The following is a 25,841-nucleotide window of genomic DNA, read 5'->3' on the forward strand; positions in this document are numbered from 1 at the left end:
GGTCCTTTCAGAGCTTGGCGCCGATCGCTTCGGCAACCGTGAAGATATCCTTGTCGCCCCGGCCGCACATGTTCATCACCAGAAGGTTGTCGGGCGGCAGGGTCGGCGCGAGCTTGGCCACATGCGCCAAAGCGTGGCTGGGTTCAAGAGCCGGAATGATGCCCTCGGTGCGGCATGAGAGCTGGAACGCCTCGAGCGCCTCGTCGTCGGTGACGCTGACATACTCGACCCGGCCCATGTCGTGCAGCCAGGAATGCTCGGGCCCGATGCCGGGATAGTCGAGCCCGGCCGAGATGGAGTGCCCCTCGAGGATCTGGCCATCCGCATCCTGCAGGAGATAGGTCCGGTTGCCATGCAGCACGCCCGGCCGCCCGCCGGTCAGCGAGGCCGCGTGCTCCATGCGCTCGTCCACGCCGTGCCCGCCGGCCTCGACGCCGATGATGCGCACGTCGGGGTCGTCGAGGAAGGGGTGGAACAGACCCATGGCGTTCGAGCCGCCGCCGATGCAGGCGACCAGCGTGTCCGGCAGCCGCCCCTCGCGCTCCATCATCTGGGCGCGGGTCTCCTTGCCGATGATCGACTGGAAGTCGCGCACCATCGCGGGGTAGGGATGCGGCCCCGCCACGGTGCCGATGCAGTAGAAGGTGTTCTCGACATTCGTGACCCAGTCGCGCAGGGCCTCGTTCATCGCGTCCTTGAGCGTGGCGCGGCCCGCCGTCACCGGCACGACCTTCGCGCCGAGAAGCTTCATGCGAAAGACATTTGGCTTCTGGCGCTCGACGTCGGTCGCCCCCATGAAGACGATGCACTCCAACCCGAAGCGCGCGCAGACCGTGGCGGTGGCGACGCCGTGCTGGCCGGCGCCGGTCTCGGCGATGATGCGGGTCTTGCCCATGCGGCGGGCGAGCAGGATCTGGCCCAGCACGTTGTTGATCTTGTGCGCGCCGGTGTGGTTGAGCTCGTCGCGCTTGAGGTAGATCTTCGCGCCGCCCAGATGCTCGGTCAGCCGCTCGGCGAAATAAAGTGGCGAGGGCCTGCCGACGTAATGGGTCCACAGATCGTCCATCTCGGCCCAGAAGGCGGGGTCGGTCTTGGCCTTCTCGTACTCCGCTTCGAGCGCGAGGATCAGCGGCATCAGCGTCTCGGACACGAAGCGGCCGCCGAAGATGCCGAAGCGGCCGCGCTCGTCGGGTCCGGTGCGGAAGCTGTTGGGCGGGGTGTCGTTCATGGTCCTGTCGTGCTCCTGATCGGCAACCGGCACTCTTTAGTGCCTCTGCCCCCGGCGGTCGAGTCAGAGTTCCAGTTTCATCCCGAGGTGGGTGCCGGTAAAGCCGAGCCCCTCGTAGAATCGGTGCGCGTCCCCGCGCCGCAGGTCGGTGGTGAGCTGCACGAGGCCGCATCCCGCCTCGCGGGCACGGGCGATGGCCTCGCGCATCAGGGCCTGCCCGAGGCCGGTGCCTCGCCGGCCCGCGGCGACGCGGACCCCCTCGATCTGCGCACGCGACATGCCGCGGCGCGAGAGACCGTGGATGATGGTGAGCTGCAGGCAGGCGATGATCTCGCCGCCCTCCTCGGCCACAAGGCAGATGTTCCCCGTCTGCGCCGACATCCGCGCGAAGGCCGCCCAATAGGCCGGGTCGCCCGGCGCCTCGCGCCCCCGGCCAAGCCCGTCATCGGCCAGGAGGGCGGCGATGGCGCCGAGGTCGTCGACCGCTGCCTCGCGAAACCGGATCATTCGGGTCGCGGGGCTGGCGCCCGGGCGGGCCTCCGGGCGTTAGCCAGGCGCGGCGGTTGCTGCGTCATGCGCCCGCCGCGGCGACGAAGGCACGGATCCTTGCGGGGTCCTTCACCCCGGGCGCGCTCTCGACCCCCGACGAGACATCGACCTGCCGCGCCCCGGTCAGGCGCACCGCCTCGGCAACGTTTCCCGGCGCGAGCCCGCCCGCCAGCATCCAGGGCACCGGCCAGCGCCGCCCGGCAATCAGCCGCCAGTCGAATGGGACCGCGTTGCCGCCAGGCAGCGGCGCGCCCTTCGGGGGCTTGGCGTCGATCAGGAGCTGGTCCGCCACCCGGGCGTAGAGGTCGATGAGCGCGAGATCGGACGTCTCGCGGATGCCCACCGCCTTCATCACTGGCAGCCCATGGCGGCGGCGGATCTCGGCCACGCGCGCGGGCGTCTCCTCGCCGTGGAGCTGGATCATGTCGAGCGGAACCTTCGCGAGCACCGCGTCGAGCAGCGCGTCATCAGGGTCGACGAACAGCCCGACCTTGGCGATGCCTGGCGGAACCTCGAGCGCAAGGACGCGCGCCGTCTCGGGGTCGACCGACCGGGGCGAGGGCGGGAAGAAGACGAAGCCGACATAGCGCGCCCCCGCCGCCACGGCGGCGGCGACGCCCTCGGATGTGCTGAGGCCGCAGATCTTGACGCGCATGGGTCCCGTGTTCAGGGCGAGCCCGGCATGCCGGGTGTCATTGGGCCGCGATCCGCGGCATGTCGTCCTTGTCGCCGAGCCGCCGCTTGAGCGTGGCGATCTCGGCCTTGAGGCGCTCAACCTCGCGGCTGCGCTCGGAAGCGCGGCGCCGGTGCTTGTGTTCGCGCAGCCACTCGAACAGCTCGCCGATCACGACGCCGAGGAGGATGGCGGCGAGGATCACCACGGCGAGCGGAATGCCCGACAGCATCAGGTCCGTCCGGACGATGCCGGGGGGTACGAGATACAGATCCACCGGCGCCATGTTCGCCACGCCCAGAACGACCAGCGCCGCGCAGAGCACGGCGAGGATCGCCCATTTGATCAGTCTCAGCATCGCGTCCTCTCACGCCACGCGGCCGGGTCCTCCGATCACTCGGAGCCGTTCATCCGCTCGCGCAGCTCCTTGCCGGCCTTGAAGAAGGGCACGGACTTCTCGGGCACCGGTACCGCCTCGCCAGTGCGCGGATTGCGGCCGGTGCGGGCATCGCGCTTCTTGACCGAAAAGGCCCCGAACCCGCGGAGCTCGACCCGGTCGCCACGGGCCAGCGCATTGGTGATTTCCTCGAAGACAGTCGAGACGATGCGCTCGACGTCCCGCTGGAACAGATGCGGATTGTCCTCGGACAACTTCTGGATGAGTTCCGACTTGATCATTCCATCCCCCCGAACCATGCTGCCCGCGTTCCCCACGGTGCTGATGCGCGTCGGGCCCATGCCCGATTTCTATTTGCGACAAAGGCTGTCACGCGGGTCGGCCCCACGTCAACGCCTTGAAGGCGCTCGGCTACTGAATAACGGCAAAGAGGCGCGGCCCGGCCCCGAGAAGGTGCTCGAGCGGGGCTCCGCCGAGGAGGCTTTCCTCGATTCCGGTGAAAGGCCAGGGGAGTTCGGGCTCGTCCCAGTTCCAGTCGCGAATCTTCAGGCTCTCCGCGACGCCACGCTCCGAATCAAGCCAGGCGCGCGCCGCCTCCTCGCCCCCGATGGTATCGACGAGGCCGAGACCGAGCGCCTGCCGCCCGGTGAAAGCCCGCCCGTCGGTCACCGCCGCGAGCCCGTCGCCCGCCAGCCCGCGGCGCTCCGCGACGAGGTCGCGGAACCAAGCGAAGCTGTCGTCGATCAGCGCCTGCTGCGCGGCGATCGAGCCGTCCTCCGGCTCGGTCAGGAACGAGGGCTCGGCCTTCAGGGGCGCCGACTTGGTGCGCATGACCTCGATCCCGAGATGGTCGAGCAGGCCCGCGACGTTGGGCGCCTCGGCGACCACGCCGATCGAGCCGGTGAGCGTGGTCGCCCGCGCCACGATGTGATCCGCCGCGATCGCCGCGACATAGCCGCCCGAGGCCGCGGCCTCCGACATGACCGCCACGACGGGTTTCTCCTGCGAGACGGCGCGGAGCGATTCGTAGAGGGCTTCCGAGCCGGCGACGGTGCCGCCGGGGCTGTTGATCCGCACGACCAGGGCGCGCGCGTTCGTGTCGTCGGCGATGCGCGTGAGCGCCGCATCGCGGTCGGGGTCGTCCACGATGATGCCGCTGATCGTGATGCGCGCGACATGCTCGCCGCGCACGCCGCCCGAAGGGCGCGGAATCAGCACGATGATCGCCGCCGCCAGCGCGACGATGGCGAGGATCCGCCAGAAAGCAAGACGGCGCCGAATCCGGCGCCGCTCGATGATGAGGTCCGAGGTCGCGGTCATGCCCTAGAGATGCCCCGCGACCCCGGCTTCGTCAATTGCCCTGCTGCTGCTTGAGCGCGGCACCAAGGATATCGCCGAGCGAGGCGCCGGAGTCGGACGAGCCGTACTGCTCGACGGCCTCCTTCTCCTCGGCGATCTCGCGCGCCTTGATCGACAGCGCGAGCTTGCGCGACGCCTTGTCGACGTTGGTGATCTTGGCGTCGATCCGGTCGCCGACCTGGAAGCGGTCGGGGCGCTGGTCCTGACGGTCGCGGGCGAGGTCCGAGCGGCGGATGAAGGCCTTCATGCCGTCATACTCGACCTCGATGCCGCCTTCCTCGATCTTGGTCACGGTCACGGTCACCACCGCGCCGCGCTTCACGCCCTTGGTCGCCTCGGCGAAGGGATCGCCCTCGAGCTGCTTGATGCCGAGCGAGATGCGCTCCTTCTCGGTGTCGACGTCGAGGACCACGGCCTTCACCACGTCGCCGCGGCGGTACTCCTGGATCGCCTGCTCGCCGGGGGTCTCCCAGCTGAGGTCCGAGAGGTGCACCATTCCGTCGATGTCGCCCTCGAGGCCGATGAACAGCCCGAACTCGGTGATGTTCTTGACCTCGCCCTCGACCTCGGTGCCCGAGGGGTGGGTCGCCGCGAAGGTCTCCCACGGGTTGCCCATGCACTGCTTGAGGCCGAGCGAGACGCGCCGCTTCTGCGGATCGACGTCGAGCACCATCACCTCGACCTCCTGGGAGGTGGAGACGATCTTGCCCGGATGCACGTTCTTCTTGGTCCAGGACATTTCGGAGACGTGGACGAGGCCCTCGACCCCGGGCTCCAGCTCGACGAACGCGCCGTAGTCGGTGATGTTGGTGACGCGGCCGGTCCACTTCGAGCCCGCCGGATACTTCTGCGCGACGCTTTCCCACGGATCGGCCTGGAGCTGCTTCATGCCGAGGCTGATGCGCTGGGTGTCCTTGTTGACCTTGATCACCTGGACCTTGACGGTCTCGCCGATGTTCAGGATCTCGGACGGGTGGTTGACGCGGCGCCAGGCCATGTCGGTGACGTGCAACAGGCCATCGACACCGCCAAGGTCCACGAACGCGCCATAGTCGGTGACGTTCTTCACCACGCCATCGACGATGTCGCCTTCGCTGAGCTTGGCGACGATCTCGGCGCGCTGCTCGGCGCGGCTCTCCTCGAGCACGGCGCGGCGCGACACGACGATGTTGCCGCGGCGGCGGTCCATCTTGAGGATCTGGAACGGCTGCGGCATGCCCATCAGCGGGCCCACGTCGCGCACCGGGCGCACGTCGATCTGGCTGCCGGGCAGGAAGGCCACGGCGCCGCCGAGGTCGACGGTGAAGCCACCCTTGACGCGGCCGAAGATGGTGCCCTCGACGCGCTCCTGCTTGTCGTTGGCGGCCTCGAGCCGGTCCCACGCCTCCTCGCGCCGCGCCTTGTCGCGGCTGATCGCGGCCTCGCCGCGGGCGTTCTCGACGCGCTCGAGATAGACCTCGACGGTGTCGCCCACCTTGATCTCGGCGGGGCGTCCGGGTGAGGCGAATTCCTTGAGATCGATGCGGCCTTCGACCTTGAAGCCGATGTCGATGATGGCCTGGCCGTTCTCGACGGCGATCACGGTACCTTTTACGACCGAGCCTTCTTCGGGGGTCTCCTTGTCGAGGCTCTCGTTGAGCAGGGCCTCGAATTCGTCCATGGAGGCGAGTGCGGACATGCGTTCAGTTCTCCTTCGATCTTCGATTTCACTGGCCAGCCGGTTGGGTCCGGCGGTCTTGGTGAGGGTCATTTCGGGGGCACGAAACAAAACAGGCCCGGGCCGGGGGGCTAGGTGCGCCCCACGCGACTCAGCGCCTGCTCGATGATCTCGGCCGCCCTTGCGACGGCCGTTTCTATATCCAACTCGGTCGTGTCCAGCAAGATCGCATCGGGCGCCTGACGCATCGGCGCGTCGGCCCGGCCCGCGTCTCTGGCATCGCGGTCGTGCACGTCGGCGAGGACGCGCTCGAAACTGGGCGCATCGCCCTTCGCCGCCAGCTCGGCCTGCCGGCGGCGGGCACGCTCCTCGGCGCTGGCGGTGACGAACAGCTTCACGGCCGCGTCGGGGCAGATCACGGTGCCGATGTCCCGCCCGTCGAGCACGGTCCCGCCCGGCTGGTCAGCAAACCGGCGCTGGAAGTCGAGCAGTGCCTTGCGGACGCCCGGAAACGCCGCGACCTTCGAGGCCGCGCGCGCCACCAGGATCGAGCGCAGGCCGGGCTGATCGAGGTCGGCGGGCATCAGCTCGCGCGCCACCATCTCGGCCACGCCCTCGTCGATCACGCCGCGGCCGATGTCGAGCGCGCGCTTACCGACGGCGCGGTAGAGAAGCCCGGTGTCGAGATGGGCGAAGCCGAAGCGCTCGGCCAGCCGCCGCCCGATGGTGCCTTTGCCGGCGGCGGCGGGCCCGTCGATCGCGACGACGAAGCTCATGCGGTGACGATCTCGGCGCCCAGCGCCGCCATGAGGCTCATGAAGTTGGGGAAGCTCGTCGCGATCGGGGCCGTGTCGTCGACGCTCACGGGCGCCGCGGCTCCGAGCCCGAGGCAGAGGAAGCTCATGGCGATCCGGTGGTCGAGATGCGTGGCCACCGTGCCGCCGCCCGGAACCTGGCCGCGGCCGTGGACGATCATGCCGTCGGGCTCCTCCGTCACCTCGACGCCGTTCGCTCGCAGCCCGGCGACCACGGCGGCGATGCGGTCCGATTCCTTCACCCGCAGCTCGCCGATCCCGCGCATCACCGTGTCGCCCTCGGCATAGGCCGCGAGGCAGGCGAGCACCGGGTATTCGTCGATCATCGAGGGCGCGCGCGCGGGCGGCACCTCGACGCCCCTCAACGTGGCGCCGTGGCGCACGCGCAGGTCGGCGACCGGCTCGCCGCCTTCCTCGCGCGGATCTTCATGGGCGATGTCGGCGCCCATCTCGGCGAGCGTCTGGTAGAAGCCGGCGCGGGTGGGGTTCAGGCAGATGTTGGGGACGAGCACCTCCGAGCCCTCGGCGATCAGCGCCGCCGCCACCGGGAAGGCGGCCGAGGACGGGTCGCGTGGCACCGCGATGGTTTGCGGGCGCAGTTCGGGGCGGCCGGTCAGGCGGATCGCTCGGCCCTCGGGCAAATCCTCGACCGCCACCTCGGCGCCAAAGCCGCGCAGCATCCGCTCGGTGTGGTCGCGGGTGGGCTCGCGCTCGATCACCACGGTCTCGCCCGGCGCGTTGAGGCCGGCGAGCAGCACCGCCGACTTCACCTGTGCCGAGGGGACGGGCAGAGAATACTCGACCGGAACCGGATCGGCCGCGCCCTTGAGCGTCAGCGGCAGAAGGCCGCCCGCGCGCCCCATCGACGTCGCACCGAACCGCCTGAGCGGGTCGAGGATGCGCCCCATCGGCCGGCGCCTCAGCGAGGCGTCGCCGGTGAAGGTGGCGCTGATCGGGCAGGTCGCCATCATCCCCATGATGAGCCGCACGCCGGTGCCGGCGTTGCCGCAGTCGATCACATCCTCGGGCTCCATCAGCCCGCCGACGCCGAGGCCGTGGATCGTCCAGGCCCCCTTGCCGGTGCGGATCACCTGCGCCCCGAAGGCGCGCATCGCCTGCGCGGTGCCCAGCACGTCCTCGCCCTCGAGCAGGCCCGTGACCCGGGTCTCGCCCACTGCGAGCGTTCCGAAGATCAGCGCCCGGTGCGAGACCGACTTGTCGCCGGGGATCGTCGCCGTGCCCGAAAGCCCCCGGGATCGGTGCGCGGTGGCGGGGCGCGGCTGGTGGCTGGACATGCGGTGCTCCCTCGGAGTGCGCGGTCAGGCGCCTCATATATCGGTGCCCATGGGCCGCGTCCACAGCGCGGCGGGACCCGCGCGCCTAGCTGCGCTCGCGGGCGCGCAATTCGCGGCGCATGATCTTGCCCGTCGCGGTGACCGGCATCTGATCGATGAACTCGACGGCGCGAGGCGCGACATGGGGGCTGATGCGGCTGCGCACCAGGGCTTTCAGTTCCTCGGCCAGGGTCTCGCCGGCCTCGGCGCCGGGCTTGAGCGTGACATAGGCCTTGACGATCTCGGTCCGCACCGGGTCGGGCACGCCGATGCAGGCTGCGAGCGCGACCGCGGGGTGGCCGGCGAGGCAGGTCTCGATCTCGCTCGGCCCGATGCGGTAGCCGGCCGAGGTGATCACGTCGTCGGTGCGGGAGGCGTAGAAGAAGTAGCCGTCCTCGTCGACCCGGCCCTCGTCACCGGTCAGCATCCAGTCGCCGACGAACTTCGCGGCAGTCTTCTCGGGCTGGTTCCAGTATTCGAGGAACATCGCCGCATCGCCGCGACGGATGGCGATCTCGCCGGTCTCGCCCGGGGCCAGCGGCGCGCCGTCGGGGCCGAGGATTGCAACCTCCGAACCCGGGAAGGGCTTGCCCATCGAGCCGGGGCGCACCTCCATCACGCTCGCGCAGTTGCCCAGCACGAGGTTGCATTCGGTCTGGCCGTAGAACTCGTTGATCGTGAGCCCCAGCGCCGCGCGGCCCCAGTCGAGCATCTCGGCCCCCAGCGCCTCGCCGCCCGAGCCCACCGTCCTGAGCCGGGCGCCAAAGCGCGCAGGATCGGCGACCGTGCGCATCATCCTGAGCGCGGTCGGCGGGATGAAGGAGTTGCGCACCTCGTGCCGCGCGATCAGGTCGAAGGCGCGCTCGGGGTCGAACTTCTCCATCCGGTGCGCAACCAGCGTGACACCCGCGCGCAAGGACGGCAGCGCCATGTTGCACAGGCCGCCGATCCAGGCCCAGTCGGCGGGCGTCCAGGCGCGGTCGCCCTGCTGCGGGAAGAAGTCGTGCGTCAGCGTCACCCCCGGCACATGGCCCAGCAGCACCCGGTGGCCGTGCAGCGCCCCCTTGGGCGGGCCGGTGGTGCCCGAGGTGTACGAGATGAAGGCCGGATCGTCGGGGCCGGTCTTGGCCACGGGATACTCGTCGCGCGCCTTGCCCAGCTCCTGCCAGAAGCCCCAGGCGCCATCGCCCGGGCGGTCGACCGAGAAGACGGTCCCTAGCGCGGGCAGGCCGTCGCGGACGGCCATGAGCTTCGGCAGGTTGGCCGCATCGGTCACCGCCATCCGCGCGCCGGAATCGCCCAGCCGGAAGGCCAGCGCGTCCTCGCCGAACAGCGTGAAGACCGGGACCACCACGGCGCCCATCATGTAGGCGGCGATGTGGGTGATAAGCGTCTCGGGCATCTGCGGCAGCAGTACGGCGATCCGCTCGCCCCGCTTCAGCCCGTGCTCGGCCAGCGCGTTGGCAAGGCGGCGCGCGGCGCGGGCAAGCTGGGCATAGGTGTAGTGCCGCGCCTCGCCGTCCGGGCGCAGGTAGAGGAGGGCGAGCCGGTCCGGATCAGTCCGCGCCCATTTCTCGCAGACATCCCAGGCAATGTTGTAGTGCTGCGGCACCTGCCAGCGGTGGGCGGCGCGCATCGCTTCCCAGCTTTCGGCGCGCGTGACCTCGACCATGTTCCTCTCCGTCCCCGGCCGTGCGCAGGAACGCTAGACGACGGCCGGGCGGCGCGCAATCACCGGCAAGGGGCTCACGGCCGGGGTCGCAGCAGGCCCACCGTGTCGTAGACCTCGGCGAGGATCGGCCGGGCGATCGCGTCGGCGCGCGCGGCGCCATCGGCGAGGATGCGGTCGATCTCGGCCGGGTCGGCCATCAGCCGCGACATCTCGGCGGTGATGGGCGAGAGGTGCGCGACCGCCGCCTCGGCCAGCCGGGGCTTGAAGACGCCGAAACCCTGCCCGGCATATTCGGCCAGAACCTGCTCGACCGTGCGGTCGGTGAGCGCGGCCATGATGCCCACGAGATTGCGCGCCTCGGGCCGGCCGTCGAGGCCCTCGGCGGCCTCGGGCAGCGGCTCGGGGTCGGTCTTGGCCTTGCGGATCTTCGCGGCGATGGTGTCGGCGTCGTCGGTGAGGTTGATCCGGCTCATGTCCGAGGGGTCGGATTTCGACATCTTCTTCGTGCCGTCGCGCAGGGACATCACGCGCGGCGCCGGGCCGCCGATCATCGGCTCGGGCAGCGGGAAGAAATCGGGCACGCCGAAGTCCTTGTTGAACTTGGCGGCGATGTCGCGAGACAGCTCGAGATGCTGCTTCTGGTCCTCGCCCACCGGCACATGGGTCGCACGGTAGGCCAGGATATCGGCGGCCATCAGCGCGGGATACATGTAGAGCCCGCCGGACTGCGCCTCGGCGTTCTTCCCCGCCTTCTCCTTGAACTGGGTCATGCGGTTGAGCCAGCCAAGCCGCACCACGCAGGAGCAGATCCAGCCGAGCTCGGCATGGGCCGAGACCTGGCTCTGGTTGAAGATGATCGAGCGCGCGGGGTCGAGCCCCGAGGCGAGATAGGCGGCGGCGACCGAGCGGATCGCGTCCCTCAGGCTGCTCGGCTCCTGCCAGACGGTGATCGCGTGGAGATCGACGATGCAGTAAATCGTCTCCATCCCCGCCTCGTCCTGCATCTCGACGAAACGCTTGAGCGCGCCGAGATAGTTGCCGAGCGTGAGCGCCCCGGTGGGCTGCACGCCCGAGAAGACGCGCGGGCGGTGCTTCGCGGTCGGTGCTGCGGCCTCGGTCATCGTGGTCCTGTCCCTGTCGTCCTGCCCGCGACGGCGGGCCTGCCGGAATGCGCCGGCCTTAATGCGCCGGCGCCGCCGTCATCGTCAAGCGGGCGGCGCCATCCGCACTGGCGGCGGGCCCCGCGACGCGCTAGAACCGCCCGCGATGAGCGAGAGCCCCGCCTTCTGGCCCCGCCCCGCCGAGGGCGTTCCCGTCCACCCCGTGCTGTGGACCATGCTGGGCGTGATGGTCGCGCTCGAGGGGCTGATGACCGCGGCCGACCATGGCCTCGCGCCGCAGATCTTCCACCGCGTCTGGATCTACACGATGTTCGCCTTCTTCGACGTGCAGTTCGAGCTGGCGCGCGCGGGCATCGCGGTCGAGCCGCAGCTGATCTGGTCGTTCGTCACCTATGCCTTCCTGCATGGCGGATGGCTGCACCTGGCGCTGAACGGCGCAGTGTTCCTGGCGCTGGGGCATGGCATCAGCCGCAGCATCGGCATCGGGCGCACCGTGGGGCTGTTCCTGATCACGGCAGCCGCGGGCGCGCTGGTGTTCGCGCTGATCGCCGAGACGCGCTGGCCGCTGGTCGGCGCCTCGGGCGCGGTGTTCGGCTTCCTCGGCACGGCGACGGCGTGGCGGCTGAGGGCGCTCAGGGCCGTGGGGCTCTCGACCGCGCCGGTGTGGCGGCTGGTGGCGGGGCTGGTCGCCATCAACGCCGTGATGGCCTTCGGCTTCACCGGTCTTGGCGGCGCGCTGGCCTGGGAGGCGCATCTCGGCGGTTTCGTCGCCGGCTGGCTCATGGCGCGCGTCTGGCCGCCCCGGCCGTGGCAGTTCGACTGACGCGCCTCAACCGCGGCGCATCGAGGCCCGCAGGTCGGCAAGACGGAAGGCCCCGAGCCGCGTCGCCGCGGTGAAGTAGAACGCGGCAGATACGGCAATGATGACGCCGAGCCCCGCGGCCCGCATCCCCGGCGCATGGATCGAGAGCCATTCGGCCATGCCGAGCGCGGCCAGCCCGGTCAGGAGCGAGGCGGCAAGGATACGCGGCGCGCGCGCGGCGAGCCGCGGATCGACGTCGATGCCGCCATCGAGCCGGCGCGCGCCCCGCCACAGCAGAGCCAGGTTGACCCAGGCCGCGACCGTCGAGCCGATCGCCGCCGCGGTCCAGCCGATGAGCGGCGCCCCCCCGGCGGCGATCGCGACGTTGGCGAGCATCGACCACAGCGCGAAGCGCAGCGGCGTGCGCGTGTCCTCGCGCGCGAAAAAGGCCGGCTGCAGCACCTTCTGCAGCACGAAGGCGGGCAGGCCCAGCGCGTAGATCGCAAGGCCCAGCGCGGTGGCGGCCGTGTCCTCGGCCGTGAAGGCGCCGCGCTCGAACAGAACCGCGCTGATCAGGCCGGGGATGGCGACGAAGGCGACGGCGGCGGGCACGGTCAGGATCAGGCAGAACTCGGCCGCGCGGTTCATCGCATCGCGCGCAGCCGCCATGTCGCCGGCGCGGACGCGGCGCGACAGCTCGGGCAGCAGCACCACGCCCACGGCCACGCCGACGACGCCGAGCGGAAGCTGGAACACACGGTCGGCATACCAAAGCCACGCGATCGCGCCCTCGAAATGGCTCGCGACCTGGCGGCCCACGACGATGTTGATCTGCATGACGCCGCCCGCCAGCGCCGCCGGCAGCGCGATCGCCGCGAGCCGGCGCAGCGCCGGCGTCAGCCGCGGCCGGCGCAGCTCCAGCCGCATCCCGGCGCGCGCTGCCGCATGCCACACCAGCCACAGCTGGGCCACCCCCGCGACGCCGACCCCCCAGGTCAGCAGCGCGCCGTGGTGCAGCCCCTCGCTGCCCGCGCCGGTCACGTCGCCCGTGGTGACGAGGCCCGCAAGCGCGCCGCTCTCGGCAATCGCGAGGGCCGCGATCAGCACGACGTTGAGCGCCACTTGCGCCGCCGCCGCCGCCGCGAAGCGCCCGAGCGAGTTGAGGACGCCCGAGATCAGCGCGGCAAGCGAGATGAACAGGATGTAGGGAAACGCGATCCGGGCATAGAGCACCGCGAGGTCGAACCGCTGATCCCCCGCGAAGCCGCTGGCCAGCGCCAGCACGAGCCACGGCATCGCGGCCTGCGCGAGCAGGGTGAAGACGATCAGGACGGCCGCGAGGCCCGCCATCGCCTCCTCGGCGAAGCGGCGCGCGGGCTCGGGGCCCTCGCCTTCGAGGCGCTTGGCGAACATCGGCACGAAGGCGGTGTTGAACGCCCCCTCGGCGAAGAATCGGCGGAACAGGTTGGGCAGCGTGAAGGCGACGACGAAGGCCTGCGCCACGGGCCCCGAGCCGAGGAAGGCCGCCATCAGGATGTCGCGCACGAAGCCGAGCACGCGGCTCGCCATCGTCCAGCCGCCCACGGTCGCGAAGGCGCGGAACAGCCGGACCTGCGGGACGCTCATGATCTGGCGGAACTCGCGGCGGCGCCGGAGCCTGACAGGGCCTCGACCGCATCCAGCAGCCGCTTCTCGATCAGCCGCTGCTTCTGCGGGCTGCGGATCTTCAGCCCGAACAGGTCCTTGACGTAGAAGACGTCGACCGCGTGCTCGCCATAGGTCGCGATGATGGCCGAGAAGATGTTGATGTTGCAGTCCGTCAGCGTCCGCGCCAGCACGTGCAACAGGCCCAGCCGGTCGCGGGCGTTCACCTCGATCACCGTGTAGAGCTCGGAGGCGTCGTTATCGAAGACGATGCGGGTGGGCACGCGGAAGCTCATCTCGCGGGGCTTGTCGCGCCGCTTCTCGCGCAGCGCGTCGCGGGCGATCACCTCTCCCTTCACGGTCCGCTCGATTGTGCGCTTGAGCCGCGGCAGGCGGCTGTCCTCGAAGGGCCGCCCGTCGGCGTCCTGGATCCAGAAGGCCGAGCAGGCCATGCCGTCGGCCGTGGTGTAGGTGCGGGCATCGACGACGCTCGCCCCGGCCAGCGCGAAAGCCCCGGCCATGCGGCTGAAGATACCGGGGTGGTCGGGCATGTAGATGCAGGCGGTGGTCGCGTCGCGCCCCGGGTCCTGCTCGAAATGCGAGATGATCCGCCCCTGCGCGCCCTCGTGCGCGAGCCCGGCGAAGATGCGGTGCGTCGTGGGCTCGAGGCCGAGCCAGTAATGCGGGTAGTGCCGGGCGCATTCCGCGTCGATCTCGTCGGCCGACCAGCCGGCGAGGAGCGCCGCGAGCGCGTCCTTCGCCTCCTGCACGCGCGCGGCCTGCGTGGTCTTGAGGTCGCCGCCGCCGGTCAGCACCGCGCGCGTGTCCCAATAGAGCTTGCGCAGAAGCTGGGCCTTCCAGTTGTTCCACACCCCCGGCCCCACGCCGCGGATGTCGCAGACCGTGAGCACCAGCAGCAGGCGCAGCCGCTCGGGGCTCTGCACGACGCGGGCGAAGTCGGCGACGGTCACGGGGTCGGCGATGTCGCGCTTCTGCGCCACGTCCGACATCAGCAGGTGATGGCGCACCAGCCAGACCACCAGCTCGGCCTCGGCCTCGTCGAGGCCCAGCCGCGGGCAGACCCGCTCGGCGATTTCGGCGCCCAGCTCGGCGTGATCCCGCGCATCGCCCTTGCCGATGTCGTGGAACAGGAGCGCGGTGTAGAGCACCCGGCGGTTCACGCCCGATTTCGCGATCTCGGTGGCGACCGGGTGCTCCTCGCCCGCGCGGCCCTGTTCGATCCGGTTCAGCACGCCGATCGTCTGGATGGTGTGCTCGTCGACCGTGTAGTGGTGATACATGTTGAACTGCATCATCGCGACGATGCGGCCGAAATCGGGGACGAAGCGGCCCAGCACGTCGGTCTCGTTCATCAGCCGCATCAGCCATTCGGCATTCTGCCGGTCGGTCAGCATCTCCATGAACAGCGCGTTGGCCTGCGGGTTCGCGCGCAGGTCGTCGTCGATGAGATCGAGGCTCTGGGTGACCAACCTCAGCGCCGCGGGGTGGATCTGGGCGTCGAGCCGCGCCGCCTCGCGGAACAGGCGCAGGAGGTTCACGGGGTTCTCGCGGAACACCTGCTCGTCGCGCGGCGCGAGGCGCCCGTCGCGCACGACGAAGGGCCCCGCCGCGGCCGGCCGGAAGCTCAGCGCCCGCAGGAGCATCGAGAAGCGCGGCAACGCCTTGGCGTGCTGGGCCTCGAGCGCCGCCGAGAAGATGCGGGTGAGATCGCCGACGTCCTTGGCGTGGCGGAAATAGGCGTGCATGAAGTGCTCGACGCCCATCCGCCCGCCGGCATCGCGGTATCCCATGCGCGCCGCGATCTCGACCTGCCGGTCGAAGGTGAGCTGCTCCTGCGCGCGGCCGGCGAGGTCGTGGAGATGGCAGCGAACGGCCCAGATGAACTTGGCGGCCTCGGCGAAGCGGGCGACCTCCTCGCGCTCGAACACGCCCATGTCGCAAAGCTCCCACGCCTTGTCGACACGGTAGAGGTAGCGCGAGATCCAGTGCAGCGTCTGCAGGTCGCGCAGGCCGCCCTTGCCTTCCTTGATATTGGGCTCGAGCAGGTAGCGCGAGCCGCCATGCCGCTCGTGTCGCCGGTCGCGCTCCTCGAGCTTGGCCTCGACGAATTCAGGGCCTGTCCTGAGGAAGAGATCGTCCCAGAGCCGTCGGTCGAGCGTCTCGAAGGGCGCGGGATCGCCGGCAATCAGGCGCTTTTCCAGCAGGTTGGTGCGGATCGTGATGTCCTCCGCGCCAAGGCGCAGGCACTCGTCCACCGATCGGACGGCCTGCCCGACCTTCAGCCGCAGGTCCCATAAGAGGTAGAGCATCGACTCGACCACGCTCTCGGCCCAGGCGGTGCGCTTCCACGGCGTCACGAACAGCAGGTCGACATCCGAGAACGGCGCCATCTCGCCGCGCCCGTAGCCGCCGACCGCCACGACGGCAAGCTGCTCGCCCTTCGTGCGGATCGGGGCGGGGTGCAGATGGGCCGAGGCGTAATGCCAGGCCGAGGCGACCACGAGGTCGGTCAGATGCGCCGTCGTGCGGGCAAGCCGCAGCCCCGCGAGCGGCTCGTCGAGCATCGCCTGCCGGACCGTGCCGCGTCCCTCGGCGAGGGTGTCGAGAAGGAAGTCGAGGATCGCGGGCCGGGCATCGGCGGGTCGTGGCGCTGCGGCCACCAGCGCATCGACGCGCGCGCGCATCTCCCCGACCGGCGGCAGCTCGGCGGCGCGCAAGACCATGTGGCCGAGGCCCGCGAAGCTGAGGCCGCCCGCGTCGTCACCCTCGTCGGTGACGTCCGTCGCGTGCATCCCGATGTCGCTCACTGCGGATGCTCCTAGAAGCCCGCTCCGAACGCGGGCGGCGCGGGCTCGAGCACCTCGAAGCCGCCCTCGCCGACCGCGAGCACGGCAAGCGCGCGGCGCGAGGTGCCGTCCGGCTCGAACCGGAAGGGCCCGAGCGCGCCGCGGAACCCTTCGGGCCGGGTCAGTGCCTCGTGCGTGAAGGCGGGCACGTCGCCACCCTGCGCGCGTGCCTCGGCCGCGAGGGCAAGCGCGACTTCGACCGCATCGTGGCCCAGCACTGCGATGAAGGGGGGCGTCGCGCCGTGGCGCGCGGCATAGTCGCGCGCGAAGGCCTGCACGGCCTCGGGGTCGGCGCCGGCGAACCAGCCGCCGCGAAGCGCGGGCTCGGTAAGGGTGGCGCGCGTCTCCCACTGGCCGAGCCCCATGTACCTGACCTGCGAGGGCACAAGCCCGTTGAAGTCGAGGAAGCTCGCCACGATCTTGAGCCCGTCGCCCGAGTCGGGCAGCAGCACCGCCTGCACGCCCGACGCAAGCGCCGATTCGGCGAAGTCGGCGGCGGTGTCCTGGATGCCCTGGAAGCTGCGCGGATAGCTGCGCCGCACGGCGATGAAGGTGCCGGTCGGGGGAGCCGCCGCCTCGGCCCCGCGCAGCGCGGCGTCGCCATAGGGCGTCTGCGGCGCGTAGACCCCGACCGTGGTGATGCCCTGCCGTGCGGCATAGTCGAGGATCCGCTCGGCCTCGGCTTCAGGCATGTAGCCCGAGACGTAGACCGGCCCGCCGGCCACCGTGCCGTCGGTCGAGAACGAGATCACCGGGACGCCGCGCCCGGCCACCGCCTCGGCCACCGCCGGCGTGTTCGCGCCGAACAGCGGTCCGAGGATGAGCTGCGCCCCGTCGTCCATGGCCTCGCGCGCGATCGCGGCCGTCCGGGCGCGGTCGCCCATCGTGTCGTAGACCCTGAGCTCGATCAGGCCGGCGCCGCGGTCCGACGCGGCCGCGCGCGCGGCGTTCACGATCGCCCGCGCATCGCCCGCGACCTTCTCGTTCGCGGCTCCCGTCGGCGCCAGCAGCGCCACGACAGGCGGACCGCCGCGGAGCGGTGCGGGCGACGGGGCGGTCTGCGCGGGCGACGCCGGCCCCGTTGCCTGCGGCCCCGGCGCGACACCGCGTGGCGCGCAGGCCGCCAGCGCCGCGAGCAGGCCAAACGCGAACCCGAGCCCCGGCGCGGAGTTGAAGGCGCGAGCGAGCATCAAGCGAGTCTCCTTGCATTCCGGCGGCAGTTCGGCCACCGACACTTGGGCGCCGACGTTAGGGGGAGCGGTATGCAAAGTAAACGCAAGGCACCGGGCGGCGAGCCGCATCGGACCGAGCGCGTCGCATCAGCCACAGCTGCCATCGACACCGATGCCGGCGCGCGGCTTTCGCCGGGCCTCTATCTCGTCTCGACGCCGATCGGCAACGCTGCCGACATCACCCTGCGGGCGCTCGACGTGCTCGCCCGCGCCGACGCGATCGCGGCCGAGGACACCCGTCAGACCCGCAAGCTGATGGAAATCCACGGCATCGCGCTGGGCGGGCGGCCCATGACCCCCTACCACGACCGCAACGGCCCGCAGGCCCGGCCGCGGATCGCCCGCTGGCTGGAACAGGGGCTGGCGGTCGCCTATTGCACCGATGCGGGCTCGCCGCTGGTCGCAGATCCGGGCTATCGGCTGGCGCAGCTGGCGATCGCGGACGGCCATCCCATGACCACGGTGCCGGGCGCGTCGGCGCTGCTGGCCGCCCTTCCGCTCGCGGGGCTGCCGACCGACCGCTTCCTGTTCGCGGGCTTTCTGCCCGCGCGGGCGGGCGAGCGTCGACGCGCCCTTTCCGCGATCGCGCCGCTGCGCGCCACGCTGGTGTTCTACGAGAGCCCCCGCCGGCTGGCCGCCAGCCTTGCCGACATGGCCGCGGTGCTGGGGGAGGAGCGGCCGGCCGCCGTCGCGCGCGAGCTGACGAAGCTGCACGAGGAGGTGCTGCGTGGCGCGCTCGGCGCGCTCGCGGCGCGCGTGGCGGCAGGGGCGCCGCCGCGCGGCGAGATCGTCGTGATGGTCGGCCCGCCGGGCGAGGCCGCCGGGGCGCCTGCCGGGGAGCTGGACGCGGCGCTGCGCGAGGCGCTCGGCCGGATGAGCGTCAAGGATGCCGCGCGCGAGGTCGCCGCGCGCCTTGGCCTGCCGCGGCGCGATGTCTATGCCCGCGCGCTTGCCGTCGCGGAGGGTGGGAACGGCGCGCGTTAACCGAAAATTCGTGCTGCTGCGCGAACCTCGCCGGCGGAAAGCAGCGGGAGGGGCGCAGGATGATCCCAAAGGCGGCGTGGGCCATAGCGCAAGGACAGGCGGCGGACCCTTCGGCCCTGCGGCAGGTCCGGGGGCGCCGGAACCACCTCGCCGGGCTCCTTGCCGAGGATTGCGTCGAACGGCGCTACCGCCGCGCGGGCGCCGAGATCCTCGCCCGGCGGCTGCGGACACCCGGCGGCGAGCTCGATCTGGTCGCGCGTCAAGGCGATATCCTGGTGTTCGTCGAGGTGAAGCGGCGCGCCCGCCTCGTGCCCGCGGACGAGGTCGTGACCGCCCGCCAATGGCGGCGCTTGGAGGCAGCGGCAACTCACTATATGATGACGGCAGCTGAAAAGACGGGTGCGATCCGCGGCTGCCGCTTCGACCTGGCCATCGTGGGCCCCGACGCGATACCGCAGATCATCGAGAACGCCCGCAGCTTTGACGAGCATTGAGGCGGAGCAGAACGATGAAACCTTCCCTGACAGCGGCGACGCTGGCGCTTTGCGCCTGCGCCGCGGCAGGCTGTGCACCGGTCGCCGTCATCGGCACCAGCACCGTCGTTGCGCGCTCGGTGGCGCAGGAGCGCACGACCTTCGACGCGCTCACGGATACCGAGATCGAACTTTCGCTCGCCAATCGGCTGGCGAACCATTCCGGCAGCCTCTACCGGAACGTCTCGATCGATGCGATCGAGGGGCGCGTGGTGCTGACCGGCTCGGTCCCGACGCGCGACGACAAGATCACGGCCACCCGGCTCGCCTGGGAGACCCCGGGCGTGCGCGAGGTGACGGACGAGCTGACCGTGGCCGAGGATTCCGGCACAATGGCCTATCTCGAGGACGTCGCGATCTCGAACCGGGTGCGCTACGAGCTGTTCACCGATCTCGACGTGCGCTCGGTCAACTTCAATGTCGAGACGGTCGACCGCGTGGTGCATCTGACGGGTCTCGCCCGCTCGGAGGCCGAGATCGGAAGGGTCGTGGATCACGCCCGTTCGGTCAACGGCGTCAAGCGGGTGGTCAGCCACGTATTGACGATCGACGATCCCCGCCGCAGGGTGGCGGCGCGCGGCCCGCAGGCGCCCGCGGCGGATGCCGTGGCCCCGGCGGGCGGCGCGACCGCAACCGTAACGACGAGCCCGGGCGGAACCGGCGCGCCGCAGTCGATCGAGTCGGCGCCGCTCGCACCCGCCGGCCAGGGCTGAGACAGCGGCGCCCGCGGGCTGCGGTCCGACACCCGCCGGCGGCAGGGGGCCGCCGGCTTTCGTTCGTCTGACGCCGCATGACGGCAGAGGAGAGACCTGATGCCGTTGTCCGTCGCGATCCAGATGGACCCGATCGCAAGCGTCAACATCGACGCCGATTCGACCTTTCGACTGGCGCTCGAGGCGCAGGCCCGCGGGCATTCCCTGTTCTATTACCACGTGCCCGACCTCTTCTGGGAGGGTGGGCGGGTCTGTGCCACCGGCTGGCCGCTCGAGGTCCGGCGCGAGAAGGGCAATCACTTTTCGCTTGGGGCGCAGGAGACGCGCGACCTCTCGACCACCGACGTCGTCCTGCTGCGCCAGGATCCGCCCTTCGACATGTCCTATGTGACGAACACGCACCTGCTCGAGAAGATCCACCCGGCGACGTTGGTGGTGAACGACCCCTTCTGGGTGCGCAACAGCCCCGAGAAGCTGCTGGTGCTCGACTTCATCGACCTGATGCCGCCGACCATGATCGCGCGCGACCTGGTTGCGCTGCGCGAGTTCAAGGGGCGCCATGGCGACATCATCCTCAAGCCGCTCTACGGCAATGGCGGGGCCGGGGTGTTCAAGCTGGGGCATTCGGACACGAACCTCACCGCGCTCTACGAGCTGTTCGCCGGGATCAACCGCGAGCCGCTGATCGCGCAGAAGTTCCTGCCCGCAGTCGAGCGGGGCGACAAGCGCGTGATCCTCGTCGATGGCGAGGCGGTGGGCGCGATCAACCGGGTGCCCCAGAAGGGCGAGACACGGTCGAACATGCACGTCGGCGGGCGGCCCGAGAAGATCGCGCTCGACGACCGCGACCACGAGATCGCCGCGCGCATCGGCCCCTTGCTGCGCGAGCGCGGGCTGATCTTTGTCGGCATCGACGTCATCGGCGGAATGATGACCGAGATCAACGTGACCTCGCCGACCGGCATCCAGGAGCTCGAGCGGTTCGACGGCACCAACGTCGCCGCCCTGATCTGGGAAGCGATCGAGCGCCGGCGCGGCGCCTGAGCGGGCGGGCGGGGACTGCCATGTCGCTTCGGCTCGCCCTCTTCAATCTAGCGCTGCGCTTCAGTGTGAAGCGGCGTCTCGCCCGGCTGCAAACCCCGGCCGAGATGCGCCGCCTGTTCGAGGATCAGGCAAGGCACATGCTGCGCGGGCCCGAGGCCGCGTATGTCAGCGCCGAGCGGATCCCGCGCCCTGGGCCGGAGCCGGCGGAGCGTTGGATCGACGCGCGCTGGTGCTCGGCCGGCAGGCCCGACCGGCATCGCGCCATTCTCTACCTGCATGGGGGCGCCTTCATCGCGGGATCGATGCAGACGCACTGGCGGCTCGCCGCGGCGCTGGGCGAGACGGCTGCGGCGCGCGTCCTCCTCCCGGAATACCGCCTCGCGCCGGAGCATCCCCTGCCCGCCGCGACCGAGGACGCGCTGGCCGCCTATCGCTTCCTGCTGTCGAAAGGCCTGCGGGCCGAGCGCATCGCGCTTGCCGGCGACTCGGCGGGCGGCGGGCTGTGCTTCCTTCTGGCCGCGCGCCTCGAACGCGAGGGACTGCCGCGGCCGGCCGCGATCGTCGCCTTCTCGCCCTGGACGGATCTTGGCTGCTCGGGGGAGAGCATCCAGCGCAATGCCCGGCGCGACCCGATGCTGCCGGCAAGCCGCATCCTCGAGGCGAGCGCCATGGCGCGCGGCCCGCACGCGGCCGACGATCCCGAAGTGTCGGCGGTCCACGCGGGGCTTGCCGCGCCGCCGCCCACGCTGATCTTCGCCGGGCGCGACGAGATCCTTGTCGACGACGCGCGCACAATGGCACGCAGCCTCACCGCGGCGGGTGGCGACGTCCGGCTGGAAATCTGGCCCCGCGTGCCGCATGGCTGGCCGATCTTCCAGGGCTGGATTCCGCAGGCCCAGGCGACGCTCGAGATCGCAGGGGCCTACATCGCACGGCTCACGCCCGACTGACCGGACGCGACGCCCCGCTCAGGCGTCCCGCAGCCGCTTGCGCATCGCCTGGTGTGGGATGCCCGCGTCGAGGAATTCCTCGCCCTCCGCGACGAATCCCAGCGCCTCGTAGAAGGCGAGCGCGTGGGTTTGGGATTCGAGCCAAGCCTCGGCCATGCCGGGCTCGGCGGCGAGATCGTCGAGGATGCGCCGCATGAGTGCCGCGCCGACGCCGCGGCCGCGCGCCGCCGAAAGCACCGCGACGCGCTGGATCTTGGCCCGATCGCCCTGCTGCAGCACCCGGGCCGCGCCCACCGGCTGGTCGCCGAGCGTGGCAAGGTAGTGTCGGCATTCCACGTCGCGCCCGTCGAGCTCTAGCTCGCGAGGAACGGATTGCTCGTGGATGAACACCGCTTCGCGGATCGCGAGGCAGCGCGCGATGTCCGCGTCTGCCGTGGCTGGGCGGACGTCCACCGGCGCCAGAGGCGCGGCCCGGGCCGCTTTCTCGGCGACCCCCGAGACGCCCTCGCGCCGCTCGAGCTCGGCCAGCACGTCGGCCAGCGAAAGGTCGCGCGCGGCAAGCATGACGAGGAGGTGATAGAGCGCGTCGGCAGCTTCGGCCGTCAGGCGCGCGCGGTCGCCACGGACCGCCTCAATGATCGCCTCGACGGCCTCCTCGCCGAATTTCTCGGCGCATTTGGCAGGGCCCTTCGCAAGCAGCGCCGCGGTGTGCGAGGTGGTCGGATCCGCCCCCTTGCGCGCCGCGATGGTGGCGGCAAGCCGCTCGAGCACGCCCCCCGTCACAGCCGCACCGCCACGCCCGCGCGCGCCATGTGGAGCTTGGCCTCGCGGATCGTGTGCTCGCCGAAATGGAAGATCGAGGCGGCCAGCACGGCCGAGGCGTGGCCCTCGGTCACGCCCTCGACCAGGTGGTCGAGCGTGCCCACCCCGCCCGAGGCGATCACGGGGATCGAGACGGCATCCGCGATGGCCCGCGTGAGGCCGAGATTGAAGCCCTCGCGCGTGCCGTCACGATCCATCGAGGTCAGCAGGATCTCGCCCGCGCCCTTCGTCTCGACCAGCTTCGCGAACTCGACGGCGTCGATGCCGGTGGGCTGGCGTCCGCCATGGGTGAAGATCTCGTAGCCCGAGGGCGTGCGGCCCGGCTCGACCGATTTGGCGTCGATCGCGACAGTGATGCACTGGCTGCCGAACTTCTCGGCGGCCTCGCGCACGAAATCGGGGTTCCTGACCGCGGCGGTGTTGATCGAGACCTTGTCGGCACCGGCCAGCAGAAGCGCGCGGATGTCCTCGATCGTGCGCACGCCGCCGCCCACCGTCAGCGGCATGAAGCAGGCCTCGGCGGTGCGTCGGACGACGTCTAGGATCGTGCCGCGATTCTCGTGGCTCGCGGTGATGTCGAGGAAGCACAGCTCGTCGGCGCCGGCCGCGTCGTAGATGCGCGCCTGCTCGACCGGGTCGCCCGCATCGCGCAGGCCGACGAAGTTGACGCCCTTGACGACGCGCCCGTCCTTGACGTCGAGGCAGGGGATGACACGAACCTTGAGCATGGCGCTGACCCTTGCGTTCCGGTGCCGGGGTTTAGCCGGTTTCGCGCGGCGTTGGTAGCGCCAAGGTGCGGCTCACTCGGCCAGGAGCGCCATCGCCTCGACCAGATCGATGCGCCCGTCATAGATCGCGCGGCCGGAGATGACGCCGTTCAGGGACGCGCCGCAGTCCTTCAGCGCCCGCAGATCGTCGAGCGAGGACACGCCGCCGGAGGCGATGACAGGGATGGAAACCGCCCGGGCGAGGCTGGCGGTCGCCTCGACATTCGGGCCACCCAGCGCGCCGTCGCGGTCGATATCGGTGTAGATGATCGCGGCGACGCCGGCATCCTCGAAGCGGCGCGCGAGGTCGAGCGCGGTGATGTCGGTCGTCTCGGCCCATCCCGCGACGGCGACCATCCCCTTGCGGGCGTCGATCCCGACCGCGATCTGCCCCGGAAAGGCGCGCGCGGCCTCGCGGACCAGGCCGGGGTCGCGCACCGCCGCCGTGCCCAGGATGACCCGCGCCAGCCCACGGTCGAGCCAGTCGCCGATCGTCGCCATGCTGCGAATGCCGCCACCAAGCTGCGCCGGGAGCGAGGTGGCCGCGATGATCGCGTCGACCGCGGCGGCATTCTCCGGCCGGCCCGAGAAGGCGCCGTCGAGATCGACGAGATGCAGCCAACGGCAGCCGGCCTCTTCAAACGCGACCGCCTGCGCCACCGGATCGTCATTGAAGACGGTCGCCGCGTCCATCTCGCCACGCACGAGGCGGACGCATTTGCCGTCCTTGAGGTCGATTGCCGGGTAAAGGATCATGCGAGGCGCTTCTGTAATTCAATTCTGGCGGGCGTGCCCGCTCTAGCGGAGCCGGGGCGGAAAGGAAAGCGCCCCGGCGAGGGGCAGTTTGTCACCCCGGGCGAGCAGATGTGAATCGACGGCTCCGCAAGGATGCGGCAGCCTTGGCCCCCGTGCGGCAACCGGAGGAGAGAGATGCGAAGGATCCCGCTTGTACCGCTTGCGTTCCTGTTCTTCGCGGCATTGGTGCCGGGTGCGCGCGCGGCCCAGGGCGAGGCCGTGCGGATCACCGGCGAGGTGATCGACACCTGGTGCTACTTCTCGGGGGTGATGGGCGGACCCGAGGCGGTCGTCGGCTCGGCCCACCACACCTGCGCGATGTGGTGCGCGGCGGGCGGCATTCCGGTGGGCGTGCTCGCCGACGACGGCGCCGTCTACATGGTGATGAAATGGCAGGGGGCGCCCGAGATCGCTGACGGGACGGCGCTTCTCGACACCCAGAGCCACCGGATCACGGTCGATGGCACCCTGCATGTCCGGGACGGCATCAACTACCTGATGGTCGCCGAGGTTCTGGCCGACGAGGGCATCGTCAACCGCAGCCACGAGGACTACGGTGTCGTCCCGCCCTTCGCGATCCCGGAGCTTTCGCAATGATCCGGGCCGCTTGGATCATCGCGACGACACTCGCACTCGCCCCGGCGGCGCAGGCGACCGAGGATTTCTCGGCTGGAAGCAAGGCGGAAGGCTGGGGCCTCACCGGCGAACAGCCTGCGCGCTTCTCGACGCGGGTCACGGACGCGGTCTGCGCGCTGACCGGCGACTGCCCGGCCGATTGCGGCGCCGGCCTGCGGCAGATGGTGCTGCTGCGCGAGTCCGATGGCGTGATGGTGCTCGCTCTCAAGAACATCCAGCCGATCTTCACCGGGGCGACCGTCGACCTTGCACCGTGGTGCGGGCAGACCGTGACCGTCGACGGGCTGATGGTGGGAGACCCCGAGCAGACCCGGGGCGCGCGCCTGATGCAGGTCCAGACGGTCAGCGCCGCGGGGAGCGCGATGCCCGAGCGGACGAATCGCTGGCTCGAACAGTGGCGTGCGGCGAATGGCGGGCAGGAAGGCGAGTGGTTCCGCAACGACCCGCGCATCCGCGAGCGGATCGAACGAGACGGCTATCTCGGCCTCGGGCGCGAGACCGACGAGGCCTTCATCCGGGAGAACCAGTGACACCGCGGCGCGCGGTTGCAGCCGCGCTCGTGGCTCTCGCCACGAGCGGCGGCGCGGCGGCGCATGACGGGCGCTCGCATGACGCCCCGGCGCCGCACGCAGCCAACGATGCCGCGCCGCCGCCGTTCCCTGTCGAGATCAGGATGCGGTTCGACCTGAGCGACCAGGCGGGCCGGCGGGTCAGCGAGGCGGAATTCGCGGGTCGCCCGGTCGCGCTGTTCTTCGGCTACGCGAACTGCGAGGCGATCTGCTCGGTTGCCCTGCCGGCGATGGCCGAAGCGCTCGACCTGCTGGGCGACGACGGCGCGGCAATTGCCCCAGTGATGATCACCGTGGACCCCTCCCGCGACACGCCCGAGGCGCTGGCCCGCGCGTTGCCACGCTATCACGACCGCCTGATCGGATTGACCGGCACGGCCGAGGCGCTTGCCGAGGCGCGCGCGGCCTTTCAGGTCGAAGCCGCCGAGGTCGCGAGGGATGCGGCGGGCGCGCCCATCTTCGCCCATGGAAGCTTCATATACCTCGTCGGGCCGGACGGGCGGGTGCGCAGCGTGCTGCCGCCGATCGTTGGCCCCGCGCGTATTGCCGAACTCATGCGCCGGCACCTGCTCGCCCTTTGACCGCTCGCGGCCAATGACGTTGCAGTGATGACGCGAAGTCACGGCTTGAGCCCGGCCGTCCCGGCGCGCCAGTCTCAGCCCCGCGGGCGCAGGGACC

26 protein-coding genes and 1 pseudogene are annotated in these 25,841 nt (G+C 70.8%); 9 read left to right on the top strand and 18 right to left on the bottom strand.

From position 1 onward, the window contains the following. Positions 1–7 precede the first annotated feature (7 nt). The 11 genes from trpB to trpS form a co-directional block, all read right to left on the bottom strand. Positions 8–1,228, bottom strand: a complete 1,221-nt coding sequence (trpB, locus tag M1105_RS06330) for a tryptophan synthase subunit beta (RefSeq protein ID WP_249579498.1) — start codon at positions 1,226–1,228, stop codon at positions 8–10. Positions 1,229–1,291: 63 nt separating this feature from the next. Continuing rightward, positions 1,292–1,735: a GNAT family N-acetyltransferase gene (locus M1105_RS06335; protein ID WP_249579499.1), complete on the bottom strand. Its 444-nt coding sequence runs from the start codon at positions 1,733–1,735 to the stop codon at positions 1,292–1,294. 64 nt (positions 1,736–1,799) lie between these two features. Beyond that, entirely contained in the window at positions 1,800–2,432 is a 633-nt protein-coding gene (locus M1105_RS06340; RefSeq protein ID WP_249579500.1) for a phosphoribosylanthranilate isomerase, read from the bottom strand. A gap of 37 nt (positions 2,433–2,469) precedes the next feature. Beyond that, on the bottom strand, positions 2,470–2,808 hold the full coding sequence (locus M1105_RS06345) for a lipopolysaccharide assembly protein LapA domain-containing protein (RefSeq protein WP_249579501.1): 339 nt from the start codon (positions 2,806–2,808) through the stop codon (positions 2,470–2,472). 35 nt (positions 2,809–2,843) lie between these two features. Beyond that, positions 2,844–3,128, bottom strand: a complete 285-nt coding sequence (ihfB, locus tag M1105_RS06350; protein ID WP_249579502.1) for an integration host factor subunit beta — start codon at positions 3,126–3,128, stop codon at positions 2,844–2,846. A 130-nt stretch (positions 3,129–3,258) separates the two neighbouring features. After that, on the bottom strand, positions 3,259–4,167 hold the full coding sequence (gene sppA, locus M1105_RS06355; protein ID WP_249579503.1) for a signal peptide peptidase SppA: 909 nt from the start codon (positions 4,165–4,167) through the stop codon (positions 3,259–3,261). Between the two features lie 31 nt (positions 4,168–4,198). Beyond that, positions 4,199–5,884, bottom strand: a complete 1,686-nt coding sequence (rpsA, locus tag M1105_RS06360; RefSeq protein WP_249579504.1) for a 30S ribosomal protein S1 — start codon at positions 5,882–5,884, stop codon at positions 4,199–4,201. A gap of 110 nt (positions 5,885–5,994) precedes the next feature. After that, positions 5,995–6,639 (bottom strand): (d)CMP kinase, encoded by a 645-nt coding sequence (gene cmk, locus M1105_RS06365; protein WP_249579505.1) that lies wholly within the window; start codon positions 6,637–6,639, stop codon positions 5,995–5,997. Then, positions 6,636–7,973, bottom strand: coding sequence for a 3-phosphoshikimate 1-carboxyvinyltransferase (gene aroA, locus M1105_RS06370; RefSeq protein ID WP_249579506.1), 1,338 nt, complete (start codon positions 7,971–7,973; stop codon positions 6,636–6,638). The genes cmk and aroA overlap by 4 nt, the downstream gene beginning before the upstream one ends. 85 nt (positions 7,974–8,058) lie before the next feature. Continuing rightward, complete coding sequence (locus tag M1105_RS06375) at positions 8,059–9,684, bottom strand: AMP-binding protein (RefSeq protein WP_249579507.1); 1,626 nt, start codon at positions 9,682–9,684, stop codon at positions 8,059–8,061. Between the two features lie 74 nt (positions 9,685–9,758). After that, on the bottom strand, positions 9,759–10,805 hold the full coding sequence (trpS, locus tag M1105_RS06380; RefSeq protein WP_249579508.1) for a tryptophan--tRNA ligase: 1,047 nt from the start codon (positions 10,803–10,805) through the stop codon (positions 9,759–9,761). A gap of 145 nt (positions 10,806–10,950) precedes the next feature. Here trpS and M1105_RS06385 point away from each other — a divergent pair, with 145 nt between their 5' ends. Then, on the top strand, positions 10,951–11,628 hold the full coding sequence (locus M1105_RS06385) for a rhomboid family intramembrane serine protease (protein WP_249579509.1): 678 nt from the start codon (positions 10,951–10,953) through the stop codon (positions 11,626–11,628). Positions 11,629–11,634: 6 nt separating this feature from the next. Here the strand turns inward: M1105_RS06385 and murJ are convergent, their stop codons facing one another. The 3 genes from murJ to M1105_RS06400 are packed head-to-tail and all read right to left on the bottom strand — an operon-like array spanning position 11,635 to position 17,308. Beyond that, positions 11,635–13,233: a murein biosynthesis integral membrane protein MurJ gene (murJ, locus tag M1105_RS06390; RefSeq protein WP_249579510.1), complete on the bottom strand. Its 1,599-nt coding sequence runs from the start codon at positions 13,231–13,233 to the stop codon at positions 11,635–11,637. Beyond that, positions 13,230–16,079 (bottom strand): [protein-PII] uridylyltransferase, encoded by a 2,850-nt coding sequence (locus M1105_RS06395; RefSeq protein ID WP_249579511.1) that lies wholly within the window; start codon positions 16,077–16,079, stop codon positions 13,230–13,232. The genes murJ and M1105_RS06395 overlap by 4 nt, the downstream gene beginning before the upstream one ends. Positions 16,080–16,090: 11 nt before the next feature. After that, positions 16,091–17,308, bottom strand: a complete 1,218-nt coding sequence (locus tag M1105_RS06400) for a penicillin-binding protein activator (protein ID WP_249579512.1) — start codon at positions 17,306–17,308, stop codon at positions 16,091–16,093. 72 nt (positions 17,309–17,380) lie between these two features. Here M1105_RS06400 and rsmI point away from each other — a divergent pair, with 72 nt between their 5' ends. The 5 genes from rsmI to M1105_RS06425 all read left to right on the top strand — a co-directional run bounded on the left by rsmI (position 17,381) and on the right by M1105_RS06425 (position 21,574). Further along, on the top strand, positions 17,381–18,334 hold the full coding sequence (rsmI, locus tag M1105_RS06405; RefSeq protein ID WP_249579513.1) for a 16S rRNA (cytidine(1402)-2'-O)-methyltransferase: 954 nt from the start codon (positions 17,381–17,383) through the stop codon (positions 18,332–18,334). Positions 18,335–18,393: 59 nt separating this feature from the next. After that, positions 18,394–18,828 carry a YraN family protein gene (locus M1105_RS06410; RefSeq protein WP_249579514.1) on the top strand — a complete coding sequence of 145 codons (435 nt, stop codon included), beginning with the start codon at positions 18,394–18,396 and terminating at the stop codon, positions 18,826–18,828. Positions 18,829–18,842: 14 nt separating this feature from the next. Next, positions 18,843–19,580: a BON domain-containing protein gene (locus tag M1105_RS06415; protein WP_249579515.1), complete on the top strand. Its 738-nt coding sequence runs from the start codon at positions 18,843–18,845 to the stop codon at positions 19,578–19,580. A 99-nt stretch (positions 19,581–19,679) separates the two neighbouring features. Then, the gene (gene gshB / locus M1105_RS06420) at positions 19,680–20,624 is read left to right on the top strand and encodes a glutathione synthase (RefSeq protein ID WP_249579516.1); all 945 of its coding nucleotides are present in this window, start codon (positions 19,680–19,682) and stop codon (positions 20,622–20,624) included. A gap of 20 nt (positions 20,625–20,644) precedes the next feature. Then, the gene (locus M1105_RS06425) at positions 20,645–21,574 is read left to right on the top strand and encodes an alpha/beta hydrolase (protein WP_249579517.1); all 930 of its coding nucleotides are present in this window, start codon (positions 20,645–20,647) and stop codon (positions 21,572–21,574) included. 18 nt (positions 21,575–21,592) lie between these two features. On the opposite strand, the gene M1105_RS06430 is transcribed toward M1105_RS06425, so the two are convergent. The 4 genes and pseudogenes from M1105_RS06430 to hisA form a co-directional block, all read right to left on the bottom strand. After that, positions 21,593–22,027, bottom strand: a complete 435-nt coding sequence (locus tag M1105_RS06430) for a GNAT family N-acetyltransferase (RefSeq protein WP_249579675.1) — start codon at positions 22,025–22,027, stop codon at positions 21,593–21,595. Positions 22,028–22,045: 18 nt separating this feature from the next. After that, positions 22,046–22,345 (bottom strand): annotated as a pseudogene (locus M1105_RS06435) (phosphoribosyl-ATP diphosphatase); the annotation flags it as partial. Between the two features lie 8 nt (positions 22,346–22,353). Continuing rightward, a complete protein-coding gene (gene hisF, locus M1105_RS06440) occupies positions 22,354–23,124 on the bottom strand; it encodes an imidazole glycerol phosphate synthase subunit HisF (RefSeq protein WP_249579518.1) in 771 nt (256 codons plus the stop codon). Between the two features lie 72 nt (positions 23,125–23,196). Beyond that, the gene (hisA, locus tag M1105_RS06445; RefSeq protein ID WP_249579519.1) at positions 23,197–23,919 is read right to left on the bottom strand and encodes a 1-(5-phosphoribosyl)-5-[(5-phosphoribosylamino)methylideneamino]imidazole-4-carboxamide isomerase; all 723 of its coding nucleotides are present in this window, start codon (positions 23,917–23,919) and stop codon (positions 23,197–23,199) included. A gap of 174 nt (positions 23,920–24,093) precedes the next feature. On the opposite strand from hisA, the gene M1105_RS06450 reads away from it, so the two are divergent. The 3 genes from M1105_RS06450 to M1105_RS06460 are packed head-to-tail and all read left to right on the top strand — an operon-like array spanning position 24,094 to position 25,744. Then, positions 24,094–24,555 (top strand): hypothetical protein, encoded by a 462-nt coding sequence (locus M1105_RS06450; protein ID WP_249579520.1) that lies wholly within the window; start codon positions 24,094–24,096, stop codon positions 24,553–24,555. After that, the gene (locus M1105_RS06455; protein ID WP_249579521.1) at positions 24,552–25,124 is read left to right on the top strand and encodes a hypothetical protein; all 573 of its coding nucleotides are present in this window, start codon (positions 24,552–24,554) and stop codon (positions 25,122–25,124) included. The genes M1105_RS06450 and M1105_RS06455 overlap by 4 nt, the downstream gene beginning before the upstream one ends. Next, positions 25,121–25,744: an SCO family protein gene (locus M1105_RS06460; RefSeq protein WP_249579522.1), complete on the top strand. Its 624-nt coding sequence runs from the start codon at positions 25,121–25,123 to the stop codon at positions 25,742–25,744. Before M1105_RS06455 ends, M1105_RS06460 begins: the two co-directional genes overlap by 4 nt. The last annotated feature ends 97 nt before the right edge of the window (positions 25,745–25,841 follow it).

The organism is Thermohalobaculum sediminis (assembly GCF_023487995.1).
Lineage (GTDB): Bacteria > Pseudomonadota > Alphaproteobacteria > Rhodobacterales > Rhodobacteraceae > Thermohalobaculum > Thermohalobaculum sediminis.